General features: G+C 44.8%; 19 protein-coding genes. All 19 read right to left on the reverse strand.

Annotation, left to right across the window (positions count from 1 at the left end):
• On the reverse strand, nt 1-936 hold the full coding sequence (locus JF44_RS0108930) for a phosphotransferase enzyme family protein (RefSeq protein WP_033068647.1): 936 nt from the start codon (nt 934-936) through the stop codon (nt 1-3).
• A gap of 73 nt (nt 937-1,009) precedes the next feature.
• Nucleotides 1,010-2,089: an N-acetylneuraminate synthase family protein gene (locus JF44_RS0108935; RefSeq protein WP_033068648.1), complete on the reverse strand. Its 1,080-nt coding sequence runs from the start codon at nt 2,087-2,089 to the stop codon at nt 1,010-1,012.
• A gap of 48 nt (nt 2,090-2,137) precedes the next feature.
• Nucleotides 2,138-3,457 (reverse strand): hypothetical protein, encoded by a 1,320-nt coding sequence (locus tag JF44_RS0108940; RefSeq protein WP_156111638.1) that lies wholly within the window; start codon nt 3,455-3,457, stop codon nt 2,138-2,140.
• Nucleotides 3,458-3,869: 412 nt separating this feature from the next.
• Entirely contained in the window at nt 3,870-4,595 is a 726-nt protein-coding gene (locus tag JF44_RS0108945; protein ID WP_033068650.1) for a class I SAM-dependent methyltransferase, read from the reverse strand.
• Nucleotides 4,576-5,301, reverse strand: coding sequence for an acylneuraminate cytidylyltransferase family protein (locus JF44_RS0108950; RefSeq protein ID WP_033068651.1), 726 nt, complete (start codon nt 5,299-5,301; stop codon nt 4,576-4,578). Before JF44_RS0108950 ends, JF44_RS0108945 begins: the two co-directional genes overlap by 20 nt.
• Before the next feature lie 12 nt (nt 5,302-5,313).
• A complete protein-coding gene (locus tag JF44_RS0108955; RefSeq protein ID WP_033068652.1) occupies nt 5,314-7,155 on the reverse strand; it encodes an ABC transporter ATP-binding protein in 1,842 nt (613 codons plus the stop codon).
• Nucleotides 7,156-7,188: 33 nt separating this feature from the next.
• Nucleotides 7,189-8,508: an N-acetyl sugar amidotransferase gene (locus tag JF44_RS0108960; RefSeq protein WP_033068653.1), complete on the reverse strand. Its 1,320-nt coding sequence runs from the start codon at nt 8,506-8,508 to the stop codon at nt 7,189-7,191.
• Nucleotides 8,509-8,947: 439 nt separating this feature from the next.
• Nucleotides 8,948-9,763, reverse strand: a complete 816-nt coding sequence (locus JF44_RS0108965) for an SDR family oxidoreductase (protein WP_033068654.1) — start codon at nt 9,761-9,763, stop codon at nt 8,948-8,950.
• Nucleotides 9,747-10,670 (reverse strand): Gfo/Idh/MocA family oxidoreductase, encoded by a 924-nt coding sequence (locus JF44_RS19915; RefSeq protein WP_052065673.1) that lies wholly within the window; start codon nt 10,668-10,670, stop codon nt 9,747-9,749. Before JF44_RS19915 ends, JF44_RS0108965 begins: the two co-directional genes overlap by 17 nt.
• On the reverse strand, nt 10,664-11,491 hold the full coding sequence (locus JF44_RS0108975; protein WP_052065674.1) for an SDR family NAD(P)-dependent oxidoreductase: 828 nt from the start codon (nt 11,489-11,491) through the stop codon (nt 10,664-10,666). Before JF44_RS0108975 ends, JF44_RS19915 begins: the two co-directional genes overlap by 7 nt.
• Nucleotides 11,445-12,158 (reverse strand): acylneuraminate cytidylyltransferase family protein, encoded by a 714-nt coding sequence (locus JF44_RS0108980; RefSeq protein WP_033068655.1) that lies wholly within the window; start codon nt 12,156-12,158, stop codon nt 11,445-11,447. Before JF44_RS0108980 ends, JF44_RS0108975 begins: the two co-directional genes overlap by 47 nt.
• Before the next feature lie 61 nt (nt 12,159-12,219).
• On the reverse strand, nt 12,220-13,248 hold the full coding sequence (locus JF44_RS19920; protein ID WP_156111639.1) for a Gfo/Idh/MocA family protein: 1,029 nt from the start codon (nt 13,246-13,248) through the stop codon (nt 12,220-12,222).
• 45 nt (nt 13,249-13,293) lie between these two features.
• The gene (gene hisH / locus JF44_RS0108990) at nt 13,294-13,941 is read right to left on the reverse strand and encodes an imidazole glycerol phosphate synthase subunit HisH (RefSeq protein ID WP_033068656.1); all 648 of its coding nucleotides are present in this window, start codon (nt 13,939-13,941) and stop codon (nt 13,294-13,296) included.
• Entirely contained in the window at nt 13,941-14,711 is a 771-nt protein-coding gene (gene hisF / locus JF44_RS0108995; RefSeq protein ID WP_033068657.1) for an imidazole glycerol phosphate synthase subunit HisF, read from the reverse strand. Before hisF ends, hisH begins: the two co-directional genes overlap by 1 nt.
• A gap of 16 nt (nt 14,712-14,727) precedes the next feature.
• Nucleotides 14,728-15,777 carry a nucleotidyltransferase family protein gene (locus tag JF44_RS0109000; RefSeq protein WP_033068658.1) on the reverse strand — a complete coding sequence of 350 codons (1,050 nt, stop codon included), beginning with the start codon at nt 15,775-15,777 and terminating at the stop codon, nt 14,728-14,730.
• Nucleotides 15,765-16,877 (reverse strand): N-acetylneuraminate synthase, encoded by a 1,113-nt coding sequence (gene neuB, locus JF44_RS0109005; RefSeq protein WP_052065678.1) that lies wholly within the window; start codon nt 16,875-16,877, stop codon nt 15,765-15,767. Before neuB ends, JF44_RS0109000 begins: the two co-directional genes overlap by 13 nt.
• Nucleotides 16,874-18,067, reverse strand: a complete 1,194-nt coding sequence (neuC, locus tag JF44_RS0109010; protein ID WP_033068659.1) for a UDP-N-acetylglucosamine 2-epimerase — start codon at nt 18,065-18,067, stop codon at nt 16,874-16,876. Before neuC ends, neuB begins: the two co-directional genes overlap by 4 nt.
• Entirely contained in the window at nt 18,057-19,271 is a 1,215-nt protein-coding gene (locus JF44_RS0109015) for a LegC family aminotransferase (RefSeq protein ID WP_238318408.1), read from the reverse strand. The genes neuC and JF44_RS0109015 overlap by 11 nt, the downstream gene beginning before the upstream one ends.
• Nucleotides 19,272-19,286: 15 nt before the next feature.
• Nucleotides 19,287-20,288 carry an NAD-dependent 4,6-dehydratase LegB gene (locus JF44_RS0109020; protein ID WP_033068661.1) on the reverse strand — a complete coding sequence of 334 codons (1,002 nt, stop codon included), beginning with the start codon at nt 20,286-20,288 and terminating at the stop codon, nt 19,287-19,289.
• Nucleotides 20,289-20,935: the final 647 nt, after the last annotated feature.

A 20,935-nucleotide genomic window follows, 5' to 3' on the forward strand; every position in this document is an offset into this window, starting at 1 on the left:
CTATTGACCCTCAAAAATGCTTTGAATAACATTTGCTCTCGAGCAAGCTTTTTCTTCGAGATAAAAGAATTTTTCCCATTCATCGTCGGGGATTGAAACACCGACCTTTTCCCCATACGCAAGAACGATCAGAGATCTCAACGCAAGGGCACGTAATATCTCAACAGGGCTTCGGTCATGATTAAAGGCATCAATTTTTTGCTTTGAAAAATATCCCCGCAGAAACTCTCTACCAAGATCTGTAGCTTCGTAATCCTTTGAACTGCGAACCAAGACGAACCGTTCGATTACAAGCATGATCTCATATTCTAAAGGTAGAACGCTATGTAAAGTATCTTCAAAATCCATAAAGATCACCTGACCATCTACAACTAACACGTTTCCTGGGTTCAAATCTCCATGCAGTGGCTGCACTGGCGACACACCTATGGTAAAGTCGAGACTTTTATCGTGAGCTAAATCAAGAAGGCGTTTGGGATCAGGGCCGAAGTAAGCTCCTTTCTCAACGAGATATGTCCTCATGGTTGAGAGTTCATCCAATCTATCCTTTGTTCTCTTCTCCCAATCCTTTTGACTAGGGGCCTCTGCAAGTACTTGGTGAAGCTTCGCCAGTTCTTGCCCGAATTTATATAGCCCTTGAGATGTTGCGCTTACTCTATGCCCTTCAAAATAAGGCATCTTTAAAACTACTGTTCCATCACTAAGAACTTGGGCTCCAGTAGCGGAAATGACAGGAACGTCGTGACAGTTTAACCAATTAGCGACGTCTTCAGCTTGTTCTGCTAACGCTCGACAACTTGGATCTATGAGCTTGAGAATAAAAGGGCCGGTTTCCTTGAATATCACTTTGAAAATATGGCGAGAAACCTGCTCCCCAAATTTTGCAGAATACAGCTCGGCGCTTAATCCGGCAACAGGCTCAAGGTATTCGTGCATGTATTCTGAAGCACTCACCCACTCGGGCACAGAGGGTTGGAGCCCCGACCAGGTTGGCGGCCTTACAGTGCCTTTAATTGACATCATCCCACTGAAGCGGTTGCCCAGCCCTCACCTTACGTACTAACTTTTTCCCAACCACCCGATCCCATTCTTGCACAGGAATGCCCTTGCAAGGAAAGGCAAAACGCACTGTTTCAAAGGAGATTTTTTCCTCTTCCACGATGTCTTTTGCGGCAACCAAACACTGTCTCTGAGAAGTCCCAATGACACCTTCTATTGGCTTTTTCAAATCGCGTTCTCCCTCACCCAACGCGAGCCATACGTCTTTCACGCTCCTTAGAACCTGAGGCAAATCATTGATATCCATGGTGTGTGATATATCAATATCAAGATCATCTGGAGCAACATGAACCCCTTTCTCAAGCACAGATGCGCCCAATGCAATGGCCGCATATAACATTTCAATGCCTACATGATGATCTGACAAACCAACTGGCAAGCCCAGAACGTTTTTGTATGTCTGAAGAATGTTGAGGTTGTGAGCACTTGGCAACGCAGGGTGACCATCTGGGCTATGTTCTACTACCAAGTCTTGGCATCCTGCTTCCCTCGCCACATGAATAGCGCGCTTGACTTCTGTGATCGTAGAACGCCCAGTATCAACAATCAACGGCAAGTCCTTTGAGGCGCAATGCCGTATTAGAGGGATGTGCACAAGATTTGCCGATGCGATTTTGAGTGAGCTAGCCCCCATCTCCACCGCAAAATCTGCCCCCTTGAAATCGTATACCGATACAATAAAGGGTGCCCCCGCATCACTACAAATACCGAGAAGCTTTGCATAATGATCAAGAGGAAGCACCTTTCTCTCAATCAACGAACGATAGTTCTCTTGATAAACCCGCCCATCTTTGGATGCATATGTCTCTAGAGTATCACCTAGCAAGCATATCTCTGGGTCGTGTAAAATCTCAGTTTTTAAGATCATTGGCTGCTCAGCAACAGAATGACCAACTTCAACGATCTGCCGAATCATATCAGCAGCAAGCCCAACGTCTTGCCCAAAAAAACCGCCGATTTCAGCAAGAAAAACAGGTGGGTACCGCTCTGGTTGCAACTCATATCCCGCCAAAGAGAACGAATGTGTCATTAGTTTACTTTCCCATCGCACGAAGACTGAAAGATGCTTGATATGTCATCAGCTTCGGGCCCTCTCAGATTTCAAACTGTCCACTTCGGCAAAAATTCTCTCAATGTTCTTCCCATCTAGAACTCCCCATTCACTTGCATTGTCGATTTGCTTACTCGACAAATCAACATAGAGTTCATTGTTTGAAGTAATATTTTCAATCATCTGCGAATAAACATCAAAACTTTCTGCATTTTTAAACCCTGGTGCATCGTCATACGCTTTTAAGTTCAACCGATAAGCATCGTAATTTATTACCGGTACTCCACATGCCAGAGCCCACCTGATCGTGCTCGAAAAATAAGTTGTGAATACATCATGTTTCGCAATCAAAGAAACTACGTACTCCTCCGAAACATTAATTTCCAATTCTCTTAACAAGCCCAGGACTTCCGGATCACATGCCGGGTGTAAGGATACGGTCAAGTTTGTGTTTGGCAGAGAGCGCAAAAACTCAAATATTTTCCGACTCATATTGAGATAGCTATCGAACTCACTAGCACCCGGATAAGTCTCGTGGTAACTGGGTGGCCAAGATACTAAAATACGAGTTTCATGAGAGTTGATCTTCTCAGGCCTTAGTAACTTAACTCCGGAAACGTTAGGGACTGGAAGAGAACCAAAGATCACATCACAATATGGTGTTCCTGTTTCTCTGATCTTCTCTCTGGGAATTCCTTCCGCAAGGTACTGGCGAGTCGCAACCTTGTTTTCGGCACAAAGGATGTCACTGCGCCCGCCGTGCACAATCCAAGCATTATCTAAGGTTATATCCAAAGATTCCAGCGCCATTATATACTCCGGTTGAAACAATATGGCATTGGGATACGTGTTTTTCTTCAACCAATTCCTAGCAAAAATCTTTAGAAGTCCTAAAGTTTTCCCGCCCGGAAGAATAATGGCTCCTTCCCGCTCCCGCTGCCTCAGGGATACATCAAAATCATACTCCGTTGCATTTCCATATGGGACATCAATCACTGGAATTCCGATTTCACTTGCAACAGTGAAAAAAGGCAAATCTCCGCTAATACCATCTTCGCTACATACCACAGCCGTAATTTCTTGTTCAACGAGTACTTTTCTAGCTGCTGCTTTACGCCGGGCAAAAAGCCGTCGCAGACCAAAGGCATTACGCGGTTCCTTTAACAAGAGAAAACAAACCATTTTTATGAAATTGGAATTTATTATCTCAGGAAGACTTGCCAATAACGAGGGAAATGGTTGAGCTTCAACGATCCCTTCAAAAAATAAAACTTTTATGCCAAGCTCAGCTATATCTGCCTGAATCCTTTGGTAATCTCGTTCATTGGTTCCCGTATACAACGCCACAGACATTCTTCCGTGCGCGACGGAATGTTGCATCATCAATCTGTGGAGACCAAAGGATGCGAATGAAGAGAATACGTAAAGATCAGAACTAGGCATGCACTAAAGCCTCAATACATTTAGGTGAACTTTGCATGGAAAATCTCATCCTTACTCAACTATGTGTGTTAAGAGGTAGCTTCGTGATGCAAATACATGTCCAAACTCCAAACAAGGACATTCTAGACAGCATTACAAACGCTGGATTGAGTTTGTCTATCTAAAGGTTTGCCGAAAGCTAATGACCTTGGAGTTCTACTTTCTCAATACATAAGATATAAATGTATACGTGTCAGATATTAAGGCTTCTCCTAAACACAACATCCGAAATTAAAAATACAAATCGACCACTTAGGCAGCTATCCAGTCGGAAAAATCACACTACACTCTTCCTAGCAACCACAAAACAATGGTCAATCAAGAGCTTAAGACCATTTGTTAACTGTAAATCTTTATTTTCGGTTTGCATAGTCCATGTACGGATTGGGTCGTCACGACGCTCAATAGCGAATGGAATACGAAATCTCTCAAACTTTACGTCAACGCTATGGTTTGCCACAATTTCACTTATAGTTTCTTGACTAAAGATATTCCAGCCAGTCTCCCAAGATCCGGGTTCTCCTTCCTGTCGTTTTCGATGGCGGATCATTGCATCCACCCCAAACTCGTTCAGAGGAGACAAAACAATAACTAGTCCTCCTGGTTTTACTGCCGCAAACAAGTTCTCCCAGAAACTTTCGATTTCAGATTCATTGAATATAGACATACAACCGATTGATGTAACAACATCAAACTGCTCTGCAAACGATTCAGGCAAATCTAGCGCAGATGCTAAAACAAACTCTGCTTTAGGAAGAAGTCTTGCCCCCGTATCCAGTAGACCTTGCGTGATATCCGCCCCAACTAGACGGTAGCATTCGAATTCTGTGGATAAAAAACCAAGCAATTCTCCTGTAGCACACCCTACGTCCAGTAGATTAAGATCCTGATGCTCGCTATACCTTTTAATAATCCGAGCTAAAGACTTGAATGTCTCTTTGGGCTCACTGCTCCATCCTTCATTAATGTAGTGTTGGTGATTTCTATAAGCCGCTTCTTTCACCCACAGTCTCCCTATCTTGAAGCAAAGTCAATTCCGCAATCTTCAGATCTATTTCGTTATCAATATCAATACTTACACGCCTTTCCATTAGGTAGGGAATGCACGGCCGACAATAAAAACATCGCCTTTTCCTAAACACCTCAGTTTTAACCACATAGACAGCACCATTTTGTTGATAAACATCGTCCATATCTTGTCTTCGCGCCTCCATATCATAATCATTTGTGAATGGTTGAATCCCAAGATCATTGATGACGAGGCACTTTCCGGGATGATGATAGACATGGCAAACGCTCATAGCAGATGCAGCACCTGCTATGTTGAAGGCTTCAAGACACTCATCAATATGCTTTGCGGTTCTTAGTGGCGAAGTTGGCTGCAATAAAACAAGGTTATCAGGATATATTCCAGTGGCATTCAACCACTCAAGAGCATTAGCAATAACAGCATCGTTTTGAGCTGTATCAGATGCCAGTTCTTGCGGGCGTGGAATAAGTCCTGCTGCAGATTTTTTTGCGATTTCCGCAATTTCCTCGTTTTCTGTCGACACGTAAACAGCATCTACCAAAGATGCGTCCAGTCCCGCTTGAATAGAATAGGAAACTAATGGCTTCCCACATAAGTCACGTAAATTCTTACGTAGTACTCCCTTTGACCCGCCTCGCGCGGGCACAATTGCAACTGTTTTAATACTTGCATTGTTCATTTCAACGGCCAGCTACTTAGAAACATTCATTTGAGACAGATCAACAAGCGAACGGAACGAAGAACAACTCGCATACAATTTATCAAATGGACCGATATCCAAAACCTTGCCTTCATCCAGCATTATAATTCTATCACAGTCCCTAAGTGTGCTAAGCCTATGAGCAATCATAATTATGGTCGAGTTGTTTTTCACTTTCGAGAGGCTCTCACTAAAAGCCCTCTCATTAGCAGAATCTAATCCAGATGTAGCTTCATCAAAAACCAGTAAGTTCGGCTCTTCATAAAGCACCCTTGCTATGCCAAGCCTCTGTCTCTGACCGCCTGAGAAACGGGCCCCGTCCTCACCAACAAACTCATGTATGCCATTCGGCAGACTTTTCACAAATTCGGTCATCTGAACGATGTCGAGAACTTTCCAAATTCGTTCCTCGTCAATATTCTCAATGTCTTCACCAAAAGCAATGTTGCGAGCAACGGAGTCTTCTATTATGAAAATTGACTGAGGGACAAAACCAATATGCTTATGCCACGCCCTTAGATAGCTATGGCTATCCAGGCTAACATCATCCACTGAAATTGTGCCGTGCTTCGGAGAAACAAGGCCCATTAACAGAGCTACCAATGTGCTTTTCCCTGCGCCTGAGGCACCAGTAATTCCGATCATTTCCCCCTTCTTGAGTTGGAAGGTTACTCCGTCTACAGCACATCCATTTGCTTCTGGATAAGAATAAGCCACATCCTCAAAGGAGATGTTATCCGTGAATGGCAAAGGAGATGGTTCTTCCGATGGCTTAAAAATTTTTCGTTCAAGATCCTCTAATTCATTAGCAATTATATCAACTGAGTTGTTACTCATATTCATTAACTGTAAGGAACTTAGAATACGATTAATTACTGGTGTTAACCGGAAAAAAGAAGCCGCTAAGAGCCCGAGGATAGCTAACCCTGGCTGTTCTTGGTGACTGAAGAACATCACATAAGTAATAATTGATAGAATACCCACAATCACGGCACCTTCTGTCACTAAAGGCGGGATAGTGGCCATAAAGTTATAACGAGCCTGCCTCCCAAAATTACGGAATTCAACAGACGTATAGGCATCCAAGAAGAACTTCTCTTTCGCTGTCAATTTTGTTTCTTTGATCATACCTATTGATTGTCGCATGATACTTTGACGGACTTTGAATAACTCATTCAATTCAGCCCCAATTTTCTCAAATGGGCCTCGCATTAATGCATACAAGGCCCAGGAAGTAAACGCGATCAGTATAAGACTTAGTAACATCTCAGCTGGAAGCACAAAAGCCAACAGGACACAGAGACCAAACAGTATCGCTATGTTGACTAGCAACGCAATAAAGGGGGCGATGAACTGATCGTAGACAGCAGCTGTTAAAGCCATATTACGAATTATTTCTGAACTCGTTTTAGCAAGATGCACGCTGTAGTCGGAAAACAAGTAAACATTCATTAACCTTCGCGACAATTGCCCTTTCCATCTGGCTAGCGCACGCATCTGAACCCAATTGAAAAGAAGCATATAAGCATTCTTCCCAACCATGACGAAACCGATTAGAGCGATAATTGCTATCGATAACGTCGTTTCGGTCTCTATCCCCAGATAATCAATAACGCCGGGAAGATAAGGGATACTTGAGAGCCGTTCCGGAGCAACAATAACAACGAGCAAAGGAAATACCAACCCAACACCGGTCATCTCAATAATTGCTGCAACAAAACTTAGAAGTATAAAGCCAGTGAATTGAGCCCACCGAACAGAAATCTCGCGTGCAACGAAAGCCAGTCCTACCGGAGATAGAGCCAGTCCCAGAAACTTTAGCAGTTTCGCCATTTCACTTTACTCGTCTAGTTCTTGGTATGCTGATCACGCGATGCCATCAAATACGGCGTGTCTTAACTTCCATTGATTGCCTTCGAATTTCCACAGATGCGGAGATCGAAATGTATCCGTTAGCCGCTCAAAATATTCTCTGTTCATCTCCGGATGCTCAAACATTTGGGATGCGATCGGAAATTCTTTAGGGTTAATGCTCAAATATTCAAAATTTTCGTTTTGGAAACGCTCTGAATATTCACCATCAAAACGCCGAACTAAACGAAGAGCTTCGTCCCGTTCTATTTCACCATTGCGGATTTCCTGAGATGAGTCATAGGTCGCACGACCAATCCCAAACTTAATGAAAGTAGTGTAGTAGTGAAGGTCGTCGATCTTGTCGTCAATCGAACTATATTTGCTGTAGGTTCCAGCCGAACGTTCCGGAGCAGCCTCAAAGCCGCCATGCTCAACTGAATAATAATAGCATTCCTGAGGATGCCAAGGGATGTAGTATCCCAGATAGTGAACATCTACGTTTGCTTGTCGCAATAGCTCCGGGTTTGGTGGCATATAGGGCATCAAGTCATGTTCACTCAAACCAAATGAGCTTTTTAAATCTGCAACAGATGTACCTGCAAAATGGATTTGGGAATCATCAGGGCTGGAGAAAAATTCCCAATCCTTCGTTGCTTTGTCATCCGCCGCTGACGCGTTTCCATACTCTGTTGGGTTCTCACCATAAAACACCAGAGGAATTCCCAACTGAGCCGCAATTTTTGGCGGGAAATACATTTGTCCCATGATGAATGGCTGGAAAGGATGGAACATTTTCTCAAGGGCTAGGCGCGTGAGCAAACGATGAGCTCGACCATTCGGGGTGAACAAATAGTTGTCGAACCCAGAATGTATCCAAGCCTGAAAATTGCGCCATCCCCAATCTGTATAAATATGAGGCGCCCACGTAACAGTAAGCGGGTTCATTCCGTATTCGTACTTTAACTTATGTGCAGCGAAAAAACTGTCTTTTCCGCCAGAGCCCGGAACCAAACAATCGTAGCCACCATCTTTGCGGCGATATTTGTCACATAGTTCACGTAATTGTCGCTCTCGTTCTTCCCAGTCTACGTTCTGCTTCTTTGTTGCAATATTACATGCAGCGCAAATCCCTTCTTCATCGAATGCGACCGTCGGCTTATTCGACGCCCTTGTGTGCTTATATTCTTTATCAGAGTTTGGTTTCTGATTGCTATAAGTACAGGACTTGCAGAATGCCACATCCGAGGGCAAGCCATAAAACTGTTCCGGTTCAGAAATGTCCGGTGCATATTGAGATATATCAACTGGCTTCGGGTACGGAAGGATATCCATTTTTCAGTCCTGTTTTAATTTGATTACACAGCGGTTTACAATTTGCTAATTGCATCCGTCAATTCCATTAGGTCCACAATAACAACATGCGGCATATCTTGGTTCAGGTTAGTCCGGAATCCTCTTTGTTGGCACGGGCTAGCAAGGTGACCGATTATCCGCACAAACAAAGAATTATCAGGCTGCTAACAAACTGCTTCTTTGAAGAAATTTGTGAACTGGTCATCAATCGCTTAGACTGTATGCTTGACTGTCCTATGACAATCAGATGCCTATTGCTGCAATTTAATTTCCGCTACCTTCAGCCAATAACATTACTGCATTCAAGCTGCGGAGGGTACCTTCACTACAATCTAATAACTTCATTCAACATTTAGTTTGGAACCAGAGGGAATAACTTTTGACAAGCGACTAAAGCATTCTGTTCTTCAGCAGCTTCCTACCAGGCTGACAGCCCACCATCAACAATCACATTTTGCCCAGTAAAATAGCTTGAAGCATCAGATGCCAAGAACAATAATGCACCGTGCAATTCATTGTCTTTGCACATTCTGCCTAGTGGAACTCGTGCACTGTATCGCTGCTTGAAGGTTTCATTTTGACCACTTTCAACGCCACCGGGCGACAGGACGTTTACCCTAATGTTGTGCTCAGACCAGTAGGTCGAAAGATAGTTCGAGAGCCCTATTACAGCCGCTTTTGAAGCGCTATACACGGCAGGGGTATTAATACCAACCCCCATGTACTCTGATCCTTCATATATTCTTTGATCAGGCGCCAAGACACCATAAATGGAAGCTGTGTTTATGATGCTACCACCGCTGCCCTGTTTTACCATCTGAGCACCAACAGCTTGGGCTACCAAAAACACGCCGTCAATATTGACGGCCATTATTTTACGCCATAGCTCTGGGTCATATTTCTCGAAAGGCGCAAAGAATGCGTTCAAATCTTCCGCCTTGCTTGCAGCATTATTGAGCAAAATTTCAATCGAGCCAAAAGCCTCAATTGCGGTTGACACCATTGAGGCGACACTATTGCTGTCTGCAACGTCACACACCAAAGGCAGAAGCGTCGCATCTGGAATATCTTTTCGAATCTCCTGACATGCCTTTTCAACTATCTCCATGTTCACGTCCACCAAAGCTACTGACGCACCATATTCCGCTAGAACCGTGCAGAACCCTCTTCCAAGAATCCCACCAGCACCAGTAACCAATGCAGTTTTTCCACTCAAATCAAAATGATTTGGCATTAGACACCTCCATCATTTCTGAAGGGGACATAGCTTGAGCTTGCCGAATTAGGTTCATAGTCCCAAGAAGACTGTCAGGTTCGATAGGAGGTATTCGCTCATCAACCATCTTAAAGAAATGCTGGAGCGTCCGGCGGAAAGCCATGAAATTATTAGCGAGTTCGACACGGACATTACCAGCGCTGCCATATACATTTAGGTGAAAAGTTTTGGCAACAGCCCCTAGACAATCTAGACGCAACACCACACCGTTTTCATACTGGATGTCATAGGACTGATGAGCTGTATCTGCACGAGACATCAATACAGGCCGTTTCAGGCCAATACTGGCCACGGCATCCAGCATATGAATGCCGTACTTTTCGATGTCATTTAGCACCGCAGCCGAAACAAACCGAATATCACCTATATCATCCATTCTAGCAACTATCTGGTCCAGTTCTATTGCGTAGCGCATTCCAGATGTTGACATTAACAAACCGGAGCAAAGATAAGGCCAGAAATCACGAAGTTCCGATGGGTCAAGACTTAAAGGTTTGTCAACAAAAACGGGTATCCCGGACTGCAAAAAAGGCATTGCCAAGGCTGCGTGAGATTTCCAATCGTCTCGTGCAATTATCAAAGCATCAATCTGCCCAAGCATGTCTGAAGGATGATCAACTGCCATATCAATCCCACAAGCAGCGCAAAGTCTTGTCGTGATATCGGGCTTTTGTGTCCAAGCACATGTAACCTTTGCGTCACCGATACCGAACATTTCTTTCGGCTGCTTATCGAGATACTCTAATATTACTGGCCAACCTGACCTGTTAAACCCGTCGCGGTCAAATCCGTTAATAATAGCAGAAAATGAGAAGGGATGGCCATTACCCTCACTGAAGCCAATCATTCCCGTTCGCGTCACCATATGGTCCACCCACCATCCACGCAGATATTTTGCCCCGTAATATACGCACCTGCATCCGAGCATAACAGTGCGGCAGCACCTTTAATGTCAATTGGGTTACCAATTCTTCCCATTGGGTTTTTCCCTTCAAGGCGGGCAATAAAGTCAGGATTTTCACGCTGCGTACTCTCGAAGGGGAATGGCCCTGGGCTAATGCAGTTGACTCGAATTCCTTGAGGCGCGAGGAAGCTTGCTAAATACTTTGAAAGCTGAATAACTCCTGCTTTTGCTGCACCGTAGCTAGGTGGGTTCGCGAAACGGTCACTATCGTACATACGATAATCAGGTGCCACGTGCCCGTACATTGAGGCGATATTAACGATCACTCCCTTACTCTTTGAAAGTAGAGGGGTTGCCGCCTTAATTGTACGAAACACACCGTTCAAACAAACTTCTATATCAAGATCCCAATCGTCGTCTGAAATAGATTCAAACGTATTCTTACGGCCGGACCACCCAGTATTTACCAAAACATCCAGGCCCGCGCCCGTAATCTCAGCAACTTCCCCACACAACGACACAATTGATGATCGGTCTGTAATATCCACGTCTAACGCTTTGTGCTCCCCCGGGAAACGCTCCGTCATTTGATCCACAAAACTTTGGCATTTCTGGCGGTCTCGACTTGCTACGATAACTCGAGCGCCGAGTTCGGCCAATGCATAAGATATCTCACCTCCAAGTAGGCCGGCTCCCCCGATAACGAGCGCATCTCGCCCATTCAAGGAAAGCAGGTCAGCTAGGCTCGTTGCTTCTTTGGGATTGGAGTAAGGCGTCTGCAATTACAAAGTCCTTTCTGTCATCAATATCTATTACGCTATCGGCGGATATAACCTCAGCCCCCATCTTGCCGAAAAGAATACTTGGCCCTTCTGGCGGCAGTCGATTTGGGCGAAATGCATAAACAGCACCATTCAACTGGTAAGCTGGCGACAGTTGTTGGCGAGGTTTCCAAGGTATTGCGCCATCTATAAAAGGTCGTACCCCCCTACCATCAAGCTTCCAGCATCTTTCGGGGTTGATTGATGCCTCATTGAAAGTAGCGATGGAGTCTAAATCCTCGTCAAACATTCGCTTCAAACATTTTGATATTAGCCCTGCGGACCGAAACGGTGATGTAGCTTCAAGCAAGACGATAATATCTGGCGGCTCGAATTCCGCCACCTTCATCTCGAAAAAGTGGCGTACCGCGTCGATAACCAAAGCTGTATCTGTAGAGAGCTCATCAGGCCGCAGGTGAACCCTTGCTCCCAAATCTTTTGCAACTGATGCTATTTTATCGTCATCAGTTGACACATAAACATCATCAATCTCAGGAGTGGCAAAGGCGGCCTCTAACGGCCATGCTAAAAGAGGTTTATCGCCTAACGAGAACAGATTTTTATAAGGCACCGATTTGCTTCCCCCTCTAGCAGGGGTTAAAGAAACGATGCGCTGATTGTTGAGCATCTCACTTATACCTGAAAAATACTTCTGAATATGCTTTTAGGCTGGCCAATTTGACTTAAACCTATGCCCAAGGGAAATTTTTCCTGGTCATTTCTGTATCCAATACCGCATCAACAAATTGCCCATTGGTTGACGCTGAGTGGTAGGCGGCGACTAAAGATGCGACAACATTCCGACCATTTTGTCCAGAAGGAAACCCTTCACCAGCCATCAAAGCCGCGATAACCTTTCTAGTTGGCTCAACATTATCGGACTGCGGGAAAGAGATTGTCTCACGCGCCCAAGGCATTCCGTAGCGGGTTAGCGGTTGATTCCGATGCTCCTTTAATCGACTGGTAACTATTACTTCTCCTTGAAGCTCATCAACAAATATATGACCATAATTTCCAGCATACATTACAGTCATACCATGCCCTTGATCATGCCCAATACTCATGCTAAGTCGCTGACCTTGTTCCGACGTAAAATAAAAATCCCCTGCTTGGTCAAAATATTGAGGACCTCGAGGGTTTTGAAAAGCAACGCCAGTAAAAATCGCAGATACCCTCGATGGCCAAACATCAGCTAGAAAGTTAAACGCTTCAATGTAGTGAGACCCATTCATAGCTAGCCCGAAACACCCCCCCACGACATTCATCGAAGTCAACTCCCCCAAGCGACCATCATTAAGAATACTTTTAACTATCTTATATTGAGGCATAAACCTCATTTGGTGGTTAACCGCTAATCTAGTCCCTTTCTCTTGGCACGTCTTAATCATTTGGTCGCACTGCTCTAGAGACACAGCCATCGGCTTTTCGCATAATACGGCCTTCGCAAAGGCATTGGCTGCACGACATACCAAATCACAATGCGTGTCTGCTGTGGTTGCAACAATTACCAAATCCGCAGCATCCAGAGTTTCGAGCATTTCAGATGCCTCAGCGAAACGATACTGAGGCGGAACATTAAATTCCTCTCCTAGCCTATCCCTTGCTTCCAACCTTGGATCGCAAACTCCCTGCAAAGAGTATCCAAGCTCGAGTGCAGCCTGAGCGTGGGATCTTCCCATACGTCCGGCCCCAATCAAATAAACCGATTTATTACTCACGTTTTCTCCATCACATAAAAATGCATGACACAATGGCAATATTCATCATTGCGCCTCATTCAACGAAATAAAGTTTGAAATGATCTTCAATCCGACAGAACCACTTTTCTCAGGATGGAACTGGAGGCCATATAGATTGCCCCTCCGGACGGCAGCGCACAATTCGACACCATTATAAGAGCAGGTGGCCAACACATCATTTTCATCTTTGACAAAAGCCGCGTATGAATGGATGAAATAACATGATGCACCGAAATGGATCCCATCTAGGACACTATCATCCCATGGCTGATGTTTTGGCTCAAGTTCTTGCCACGTAACATGAGGCACCCTGTGCGATGTACCATCTGCACTTTCTTCCGGCACTCTCTTTACCTCTCCGGGTATTAGCCCTAGCCCCTTATGGAAACCAAACTCCCAGCTGCCATCAAACAACATTTGCATTCCAACACAGATACCTAAAATTGGCTTACCACTTCTCACATAATCCAGGATCGGCTTATCGAGATTTTTCGAGCGCAATGCAGAAATACACTTACCAAATGCCCCTACACCGGGGAGAATTAAAAGGTTTGCTGAAGAAATGACCTCAGGATCACTTGACAATACAGGTGTGCCTCCACAAACAGACACGGCACGTTCAACACTGCGAATATTTCCGGCATCGTAATTAACGATAACAAGTTCAGCCATTAAATTTTCCTCACTGGGATACCAGAATCTAATGCGCTTCTTCGGATATCTTGAACAGTTAAACGTTCGTAGTGCAGCATGTCTGCAATAGCAATGGCTTCCGGGTTAGCTGCACCAAAAAGGTCAATCATATCTTTGACACTGCCCATTCCACCGCTAGCGATTACTGGGATATTCACAGCGTCAGACACTTTACGCGTGAGTTCTATGTCGAAGCCTTTGCGAGTTCCTTCTCGATCAACAGATGTTAGCAAAACTTCTCCAGCACCTAAAGAAGCTGCTCTTTTTGCCCATTCGACAACATCGAGCCCAGTTTTTTCTCGCCCGTTGTCCGTGTATGCCTCCCATTCCCCTGACGCTGTCTGCTTAGCTTCAATAGAAATCACGATACATTGAGACCCATATACATTAGCCAACTCAGAAATCAGATCTGGTCTACTAACCGCAGCCGTATTAATGGCTACCTTATCAGCACCGCAACGCAACATATTTTCGACATCTTCAGCCGTCCGAATACCTCCACCAACAGTAATCGGTATAAACACATTTTCTGTCGTCAGCTTTACAATATCACCTAAACCGTTACGTTGATAAAGACTTGCAACAACATCCATGTATATAATTTCGTCAACACCCTCTTTATAGTATTTCTCAGCAAATTTTGCAGGGCTACCCAACTTACGGAGGCCTTCTAGATTGATAGATTTTATTAAATTAGGCGCCTTAACATCAAGGCGGGCAATAATTCTTTTCTTATTTTTATCAAACATCTTACTTTACACCAATTCACATAGAACCATCCAAATACTCTTCATTGGCAAGAGCCAAATCATCTGGACGCCCAACATCCCTCCATGCCTCCATGATTGGAAAGACGTGAGTCGGAAAATCTTCTTTTCTTATGTTTTCAAATAAAGTTGGCATATCCAGATAATTGTTTTTCTCAATAAAATTTAGGGCCTTAGGGTCGAGCAGGTAAATCCCCGCATTAACCAAATACTTGGATGTAGGCTTTTCTTCCACTTTCAATATCTTGTGCCCTTCGACATTCACAACTCCGAACGGAACCTCATAAGAATGCTCTCGCACACACATCGTAGCCATACAAGGATGTGCATGATGGAAATCAAGTAAGTTACGCGTATTTACCTGCGTCAACACATCACCATTCATAACCAGAAATGGCTCATTAATATCGTTATTTATCAAGGAAAGAGCTCCAGCGGTACCAAGAGGGGCATTTTCTTCTACATATTCAATGTTTAGCCCCCGCGTACTTCCATCACCGAAGTAATCCTTTATCATCTCACCTTTGTAGTTCAACGAAATGACGATATTAACGAAACCTTCACTTGCAAGTCGGTCAATTATAATCTCCAACATTGGCTTTCCGCCGACAGGCACCATTGGCTTGGGTATAGAATCCGTGATTGGCCGAAGTCTTTTTCCCCGCCCCCCAGCCATAATAACCGCAATATTAGGGATCTTTTTGCTATGAAGCAGATCATCAAGTGTTTCCACGCCCACTAAATTCCCCTGCTGATCTAAGATAGGAACATGCCGAAGAACCTTATCGACCATCATGCTTAGTAAGCGTTCCTTGTCATCCAGTATACTGGCGGTAGTCGGCGCAGAATTCATTACAGCAGATACCGACGATTCAAATGGTATTCTGCTTAGAATTCCTCGTCTAATATCTCCATCTGTCACTGTTCCAAGTAATTTTCGCTCATCACTTACAACCAGAACAATTCTAGCTGGATGCGAATCAAGTATAGCGACAGCTTCTTCGATTTTGTCACTTGGCTTTAGAATTATTGGATCTACATTTTGCATCGGTCTACATCTTCGATTAACATGGCATCCACTTGTTCGTCTTGAAGATAATCCCGATTTGCCGGCTTACCCAAAACGTCCCACAAAGCCATAGGCGAGAGCCCTCCTCCTGGTCTCTTGGCCTCCAAGTGTTCTGATCTGAAGATCGCCCCCCTTTTTATCGACTTATTAACTACGAGACTTTTCCGTGCCACTTTTATGTTCTCCCCTTCGGAGACACTACAACCCTTTTCTCTTGCCCCCAACATACGCTCAACGCACCTCACACTGGAAACAAGATCAGTGAGCTCATCCGGCTCCAATGATGCGGCATGATCTGGACCATTCATACCGCGGTCTAACGTAAAATGCTTTTCTAGTACGAAAGCACCATTGGCAGCAGCAGCAATAGAAGCCAATATTCCCTGCGTGTGATCCGAGTAACCTACAGGCAAGCCGAAGCGCTCTGCTAAAGTACTCATAGCACGCAAATTAACATCATCAACAGGTGTCGGATACTGAGTAGTACAGTGCAAGACCGTAACGTTTTGTCGCAACATTTCTTGACCACGCTGACTATTCAATGCTTGAATAAATGCGGACATGCTCGGGGCTGCGTCACTTTTTGCAGAGTAACCAAATGCCAACACACCTAGCGCATCAGAAATCTCTTCAATGGAGCTCATTCCAGTTGAAAGTATTATAGGCAGCCCTGTTCGAGCGGCCTCCAACAACAACAAGCCATTAGTAACTTCTCCAGAGGACATCTTCAGCCTCTTGACTTTTACACGTTTTACAAGGAACTCTAGTTCGTCCAAGCCAAACGGAGTCGACAAAAACTCAATCCCGACTTCCTCTGCATAAGCCTTCAGCTTAAAGTGGTCTTCTTGCCTTAACTCAAGTCTTTTCAGCATTTCGTACTGACTAATGTTTTGAGCATCATTTTTTTTCTGGTAATTCGCTCGTGGAGCATCTTTAGTCACTAAATTTTCCGCAAAGAAAGTTTGGAATTTTACAGCATTTGCACCTGCATCTGCAGCAGACTGGACAAGCTGCAAAGCCAAATCGAGTGATCCATTATGATTAACGCCAGCTTCTGCAATAATATATACTGAATTCATACTACTTTCTCTTCTGGAAAATCATTCTGATCAAAGAATTTCTTAACTATAAGACTTTCAAGCCCAGTCGACTTCAATATATTCTTGATGTTGCGGCTAATTTTTCCCGGTTCTCCGTATGGGTTGGAGCCTCCTTGAATCTTTTCCCGAAACTGGTCGGACATGCAGTATTGTATTGCCCTAAAAATGTCATCGTGCGTGTCCTTGCAGTCGACAACGGAAGCAGCACGAACCCTGCCTTTCTGCCTATCTCCAATATTAACAGTTGGAGCCCCCGCAGACGGCGCCTCGATTATACCACTAGAAGAATTTCCCACCACAACATCAGCAATTTTCAACAATCCAAGGTAACGAGCTTGCCCTAGAGAACTTACCAGAACTGAGCGATCTGGATTTTTCTGCACATACTTCTCGAGTTCCTGATTTATTCGACGCCCTCCTGCATCTGCGTTTGCCTTGGTGAATACACATACCGCTTCTGGAAAACGATCAAGGGCTCCAAACAATGGCCCTACAGCCTCTTCTGAGGATTTATGGTCTAAAGTTACAGGGTGAAAAGTGATAACAATTAATGGCGACCTTAAGGGCCTTCCCAAGAATTGCTCCAATGCCTTTCGATCAGGTAGATCAATTCTCACGAAGTTATCCAAGCCCGGGGCTCCTACTGCATGAACATTTTTAGGGTTTTCTCCTAATTGCATCACTCGCCTACGATAGAGCTCAGTTGAGGTAAAATGTATATGTGCCATCTTTGTAACTGCATGCCTAATGCTCTCATCTACCGCTCCTTCGGTAGTTTCACCTCCGTGAATATGAGCAATAGGAATATGCATCAGCATAGCGGCCTGAGCCGCCGCAAGAATTTCATAACGGTCCCCCAGTACAACTACAACATCAGGCCCCAACCGGCTGTAAGCGCGAGAAAACCCTATAACTCCTCGCCCCGTAGCTTCAGCCACCATGGCCGGAGTGTCACCCTCAGGCAACAGATTTACTTTCTCAGTAATTTCAAACCCGTCATCCTCAATGAAAGTAAAAGTGTTACCAAACTCCTCGGATAAATGTGCGCCTGTGACAATCAATTGTAGATCTAGTTCATCGTCATCACGAATATCAAACAGTAGGCCGGATAATATCCCATACTCTGCACGCGTCCCAGTCACCACGCAAATCTTGCGTCTAGGCGTCATGTGCTACCTCCGCTAAATAGGAACTACTGGGCATATTAATTATCCTCATAGCCATACCTTCCGCGCAGGACAAGTCCATGCGCGGATTATCTGCGAACATTGGCAACGTGTGCATTAAGTTCCAAACTGGACGACACGAAAGCCCCGCTTCATTCAGGGCTAACAACACTTGATCTCGTTGCTCTGAGGACGTCCCCGGTCTAAGAACAATCGCATTCAACCAATGATTTGAACTAGAGTCGTCTGGTGCCCGCAGCACTTGAACTCCAGGAAAGCCCTCAAGAGCCTTTTCATAAACCCCAGCCAACTTTTTCTTCAGCTTTATCCTAGTGTCCAATTGCTCTAGTTGAGCACACCCCAAAGCCGCATTGATATTGGGCATTCGGTAATTGTAACCAATACAGTCATGCTCATAAAGCCATGGATGAGCGCGTTTTGCTGTTGTGCAGAGATGACGAACACGCTTGGCAAGCTCCTCACTATTCGTTAGAACAGCTCCCCCACCCCCAGTCGTAATGATTTTGTTTCCGTTGAAACTCAAAGCAGAAGCTGCTCCGAAAGATCCGACTGGTTGGCGCCGATAAGTGGACCCCAATGCTTCGGCCGCATCCTCAACAATTACCATGCCATACTGCGTTGCAAGATCGACCAGCGGCTGAATATCCATTGGAACGCCAAATACATGCATGGGCATTACGGCGCGCAACACACGGCCTGTATTGCGGTTACGATAAATAGGCCCATGCGGACCTTCGCCATCCCTGATTGCAATTTCTTCAAGATACTCAGCCAATTTAGGCACGTCGACACCAAGGCGTTGAGTATCACAATCAACAAAATGCGCGACTGCTCCCGCATGAGCTACTGCATTTGCTGTAGCGACAAACGTTAAAGCAGGGACAAAAACTTCGTCATTTGCAACAACACCAATTGCCATTAAGGCAGCATGAAGCGCTGCAGTGCCGTTTACAGTGGCAATCGCATGCTTAACACCACACTTATCAGCCAAGTCCTGTTCGAAACGATCAACAAAAGCCCCAACAGAAGAAACCCAACCATCATCTAAACAAGATTTCACATACTCCCATTCTCGGCCCCGGAACTCCGGCTCATGCAGCGGGAAAGCTTCCTGTCCTTTGGGAAGGGCTGCACGCAAAGTCCCAACCAGCGTCTTAATTTCCATATCGCTTAGAGGGCTACTCAAGTCAGTACCTCCTGCTTAAATTGTATATTGGCCAATACGATAATGGGAGAGATTTTCAACCGCAGAAAACCAATTCACCGTTTCTATGAGGCCCTGTTTCAAGCCTTGATAGCCAACTTCTTTAGGCTCCCAGCTCAAAAGGGACTTTGCAACTGTAGCATCTGCAAGCAATCTCTCGACTTCACTAGCCTCAGGACGAATGCGCTCGTTCCTAGAAACAATTTCCACTTCAACATTCATAATATCAGCAACTAGCTTCACCATATCACCAATAGATATCTCGTAACCGCTGCCGATATTGATTGTTTTTCCGATTGATGCTTCACCGTCGAGTATGGCGATCATTCCGTTCACGGTATCTTTTACGAAATTGAAATCGCGGGTTGGACTTAACGCCCCAAGTTCAATGGTTCTGTGACCGCCAGCGATCTGCGTGATCACGGTCGGGATAACTGCACGGGCAGATTGCCGGGGACCATAAGTATTGAAGGGGCGTGCAATTGCAACTGGAACCTCGAACGACCGCCAATACGACATAGCTATCTGATCAGCGCCAATCTTACTTGCCGAATACGGTGACTGCCCAACCAACGGATGCTCTTCAGAAATTGGAACGAACTGCGCAGTGCCGTAAACTTCACTTGTTGAAGTGTGCATAACCTTGTCGATACCCAATTCACGAGCCGCCTGAACCACATTGAGGGTACCAGCAACATTTACATCCACATATGAGTGTGGAGCAACATACGAATACGGAATAGCGATTAATGCTGCCAGGTGCATCACTGCATTACACCCTTTCATAGCATTCTTCACGCAGATCGGATCACGCACATCTCCTGACACAACCTCGATTGCGGCTTTGACCTCTTTTGGGGCTTGGTCAAGCCATCCCCAGCTATCAAATGAGTTATATAGTACGAAAGCTCTTACTTCTCGGCCTTGGCTCACAAGTTCTTCCACCAAATGGGAACCAATAAAACCGTCCGCGCCTGTTACAAGGATTTTACCGTTCACATCTCTTCCCTTTTTATTGAAGTTACTTAAATTTTACAACGATCCCAAACATCGCCCCAATTCGTAATAAGGAGACGAGATACCGCAGAGAAGATAAAACAGATTTATCAATTCACAATCGACCAACAATCTATGTTCATATTGCCACGTAGTGAATTATCATATCGATTCGCATCCGGCTCCAAGTATCAGGGCCATTCGCTTACCACTAGCCCTCTCTTCAAACAATAGCGAATAGTCGTAAGAACCAAACGGTCAAAACACTGCAGCTCATGCACTTCAAGTATTGATCGAGCAGAGACGAGGCAACAACATTCGGTATTTTGACGGATTTCACTCTTAACAAGAGCCCGTTTAAATAAGAGTGCCTATCAATCAAAACTTGCCTGATAGCTCGAATCCAACAAATCTAACTTGAGAAATATTGCCTAATTTAAGAACGCGCAGCCAAACTGCAAAGATCAGCGATATATTAAATTTATCAAAATCGGAAAACAGAAGAAACTGATTGGTTACCCAGTTGAGAACTTAGCCTTACTGGATGATGCCAAGTTTGTGGACCTTGCGAATAAAGTCCTGACGATACTGGTTGCCGTGACGGTGAAATTCGAGATTGATGACGGCAACTAGTGGCCGTCCGATGTATG

Origin of the sequence: Thalassospira australica (genome assembly GCF_000763295.1) — a bacterium.
In the GTDB taxonomy this organism is placed as follows: Bacteria; Pseudomonadota; Alphaproteobacteria; order Rhodospirillales; family Thalassospiraceae; genus Thalassospira; species Thalassospira australica.

Excerpts from the sequence above, each read along its gene's own strand:
- hisF (WP_033068657.1), bottom strand. The coding sequence starts at position 14,711 with ATGTTTGATAAAAATAAGAAAAGAATTATTGCCCGCCTTGATGTTAAG.
- JF44_RS0108955 (WP_033068652.1), bottom strand. The coding sequence starts at position 7,155 with ATGGCGAAACTGCTAAAGTTTCTGGGACTGGCTCTATCTCCGGTAGGA.
- JF44_RS0108935 (WP_033068648.1), bottom strand. The coding sequence starts at position 2,089 with ATGACACATTCGTTCTCTTTGGCGGGATATGAGTTGCAACCAGAGCGG.
- JF44_RS0108950 (WP_033068651.1), bottom strand. The coding sequence starts at position 5,301 with ATGAACAATGCAAGTATTAAAACAGTTGCAATTGTGCCCGCGCGAGGC.
- neuC (WP_033068659.1), bottom strand. The coding sequence starts at position 18,067 with ATGACGCCTAGACGCAAGATTTGCGTGGTGACTGGGACGCGTGCAGAG.
- hisH (WP_033068656.1), bottom strand. The coding sequence starts at position 13,941 with ATGGCTGAACTTGTTATCGTTAATTACGATGCCGGAAATATTCGCAGT.
- JF44_RS0108960 (WP_033068653.1), bottom strand. The coding sequence starts at position 8,508 with ATGGATATCCTTCCGTACCCGAAGCCAGTTGATATATCTCAATATGCA.
- JF44_RS0108930 (WP_033068647.1), bottom strand. The coding sequence starts at position 936 with ATGCACGAATACCTTGAGCCTGTTGCCGGATTAAGCGCCGAGCTGTAT.
- neuB (WP_052065678.1), bottom strand. The coding sequence starts at position 16,877 with ATGAATTCAGTATATATTATTGCAGAAGCTGGCGTTAATCATAATGGA.
- JF44_RS0108965 (WP_033068654.1), bottom strand. The coding sequence starts at position 9,763 with ATGCCAAATCATTTTGATTTGAGTGGAAAAACTGCATTGGTTACTGGT.
- JF44_RS0109000 (WP_033068658.1), bottom strand. The coding sequence starts at position 15,777 with ATGCAAAATGTAGATCCAATAATTCTAAAGCCAAGTGACAAAATCGAA.
- JF44_RS0108980 (WP_033068655.1), bottom strand. The coding sequence starts at position 12,158 with ATGCTCAACAATCAGCGCATCGTTTCTTTAACCCCTGCTAGAGGGGGA.
- JF44_RS19915 (WP_052065673.1), bottom strand. The coding sequence starts at position 10,670 with ATGGTGACGCGAACGGGAATGATTGGCTTCAGTGAGGGTAATGGCCAT.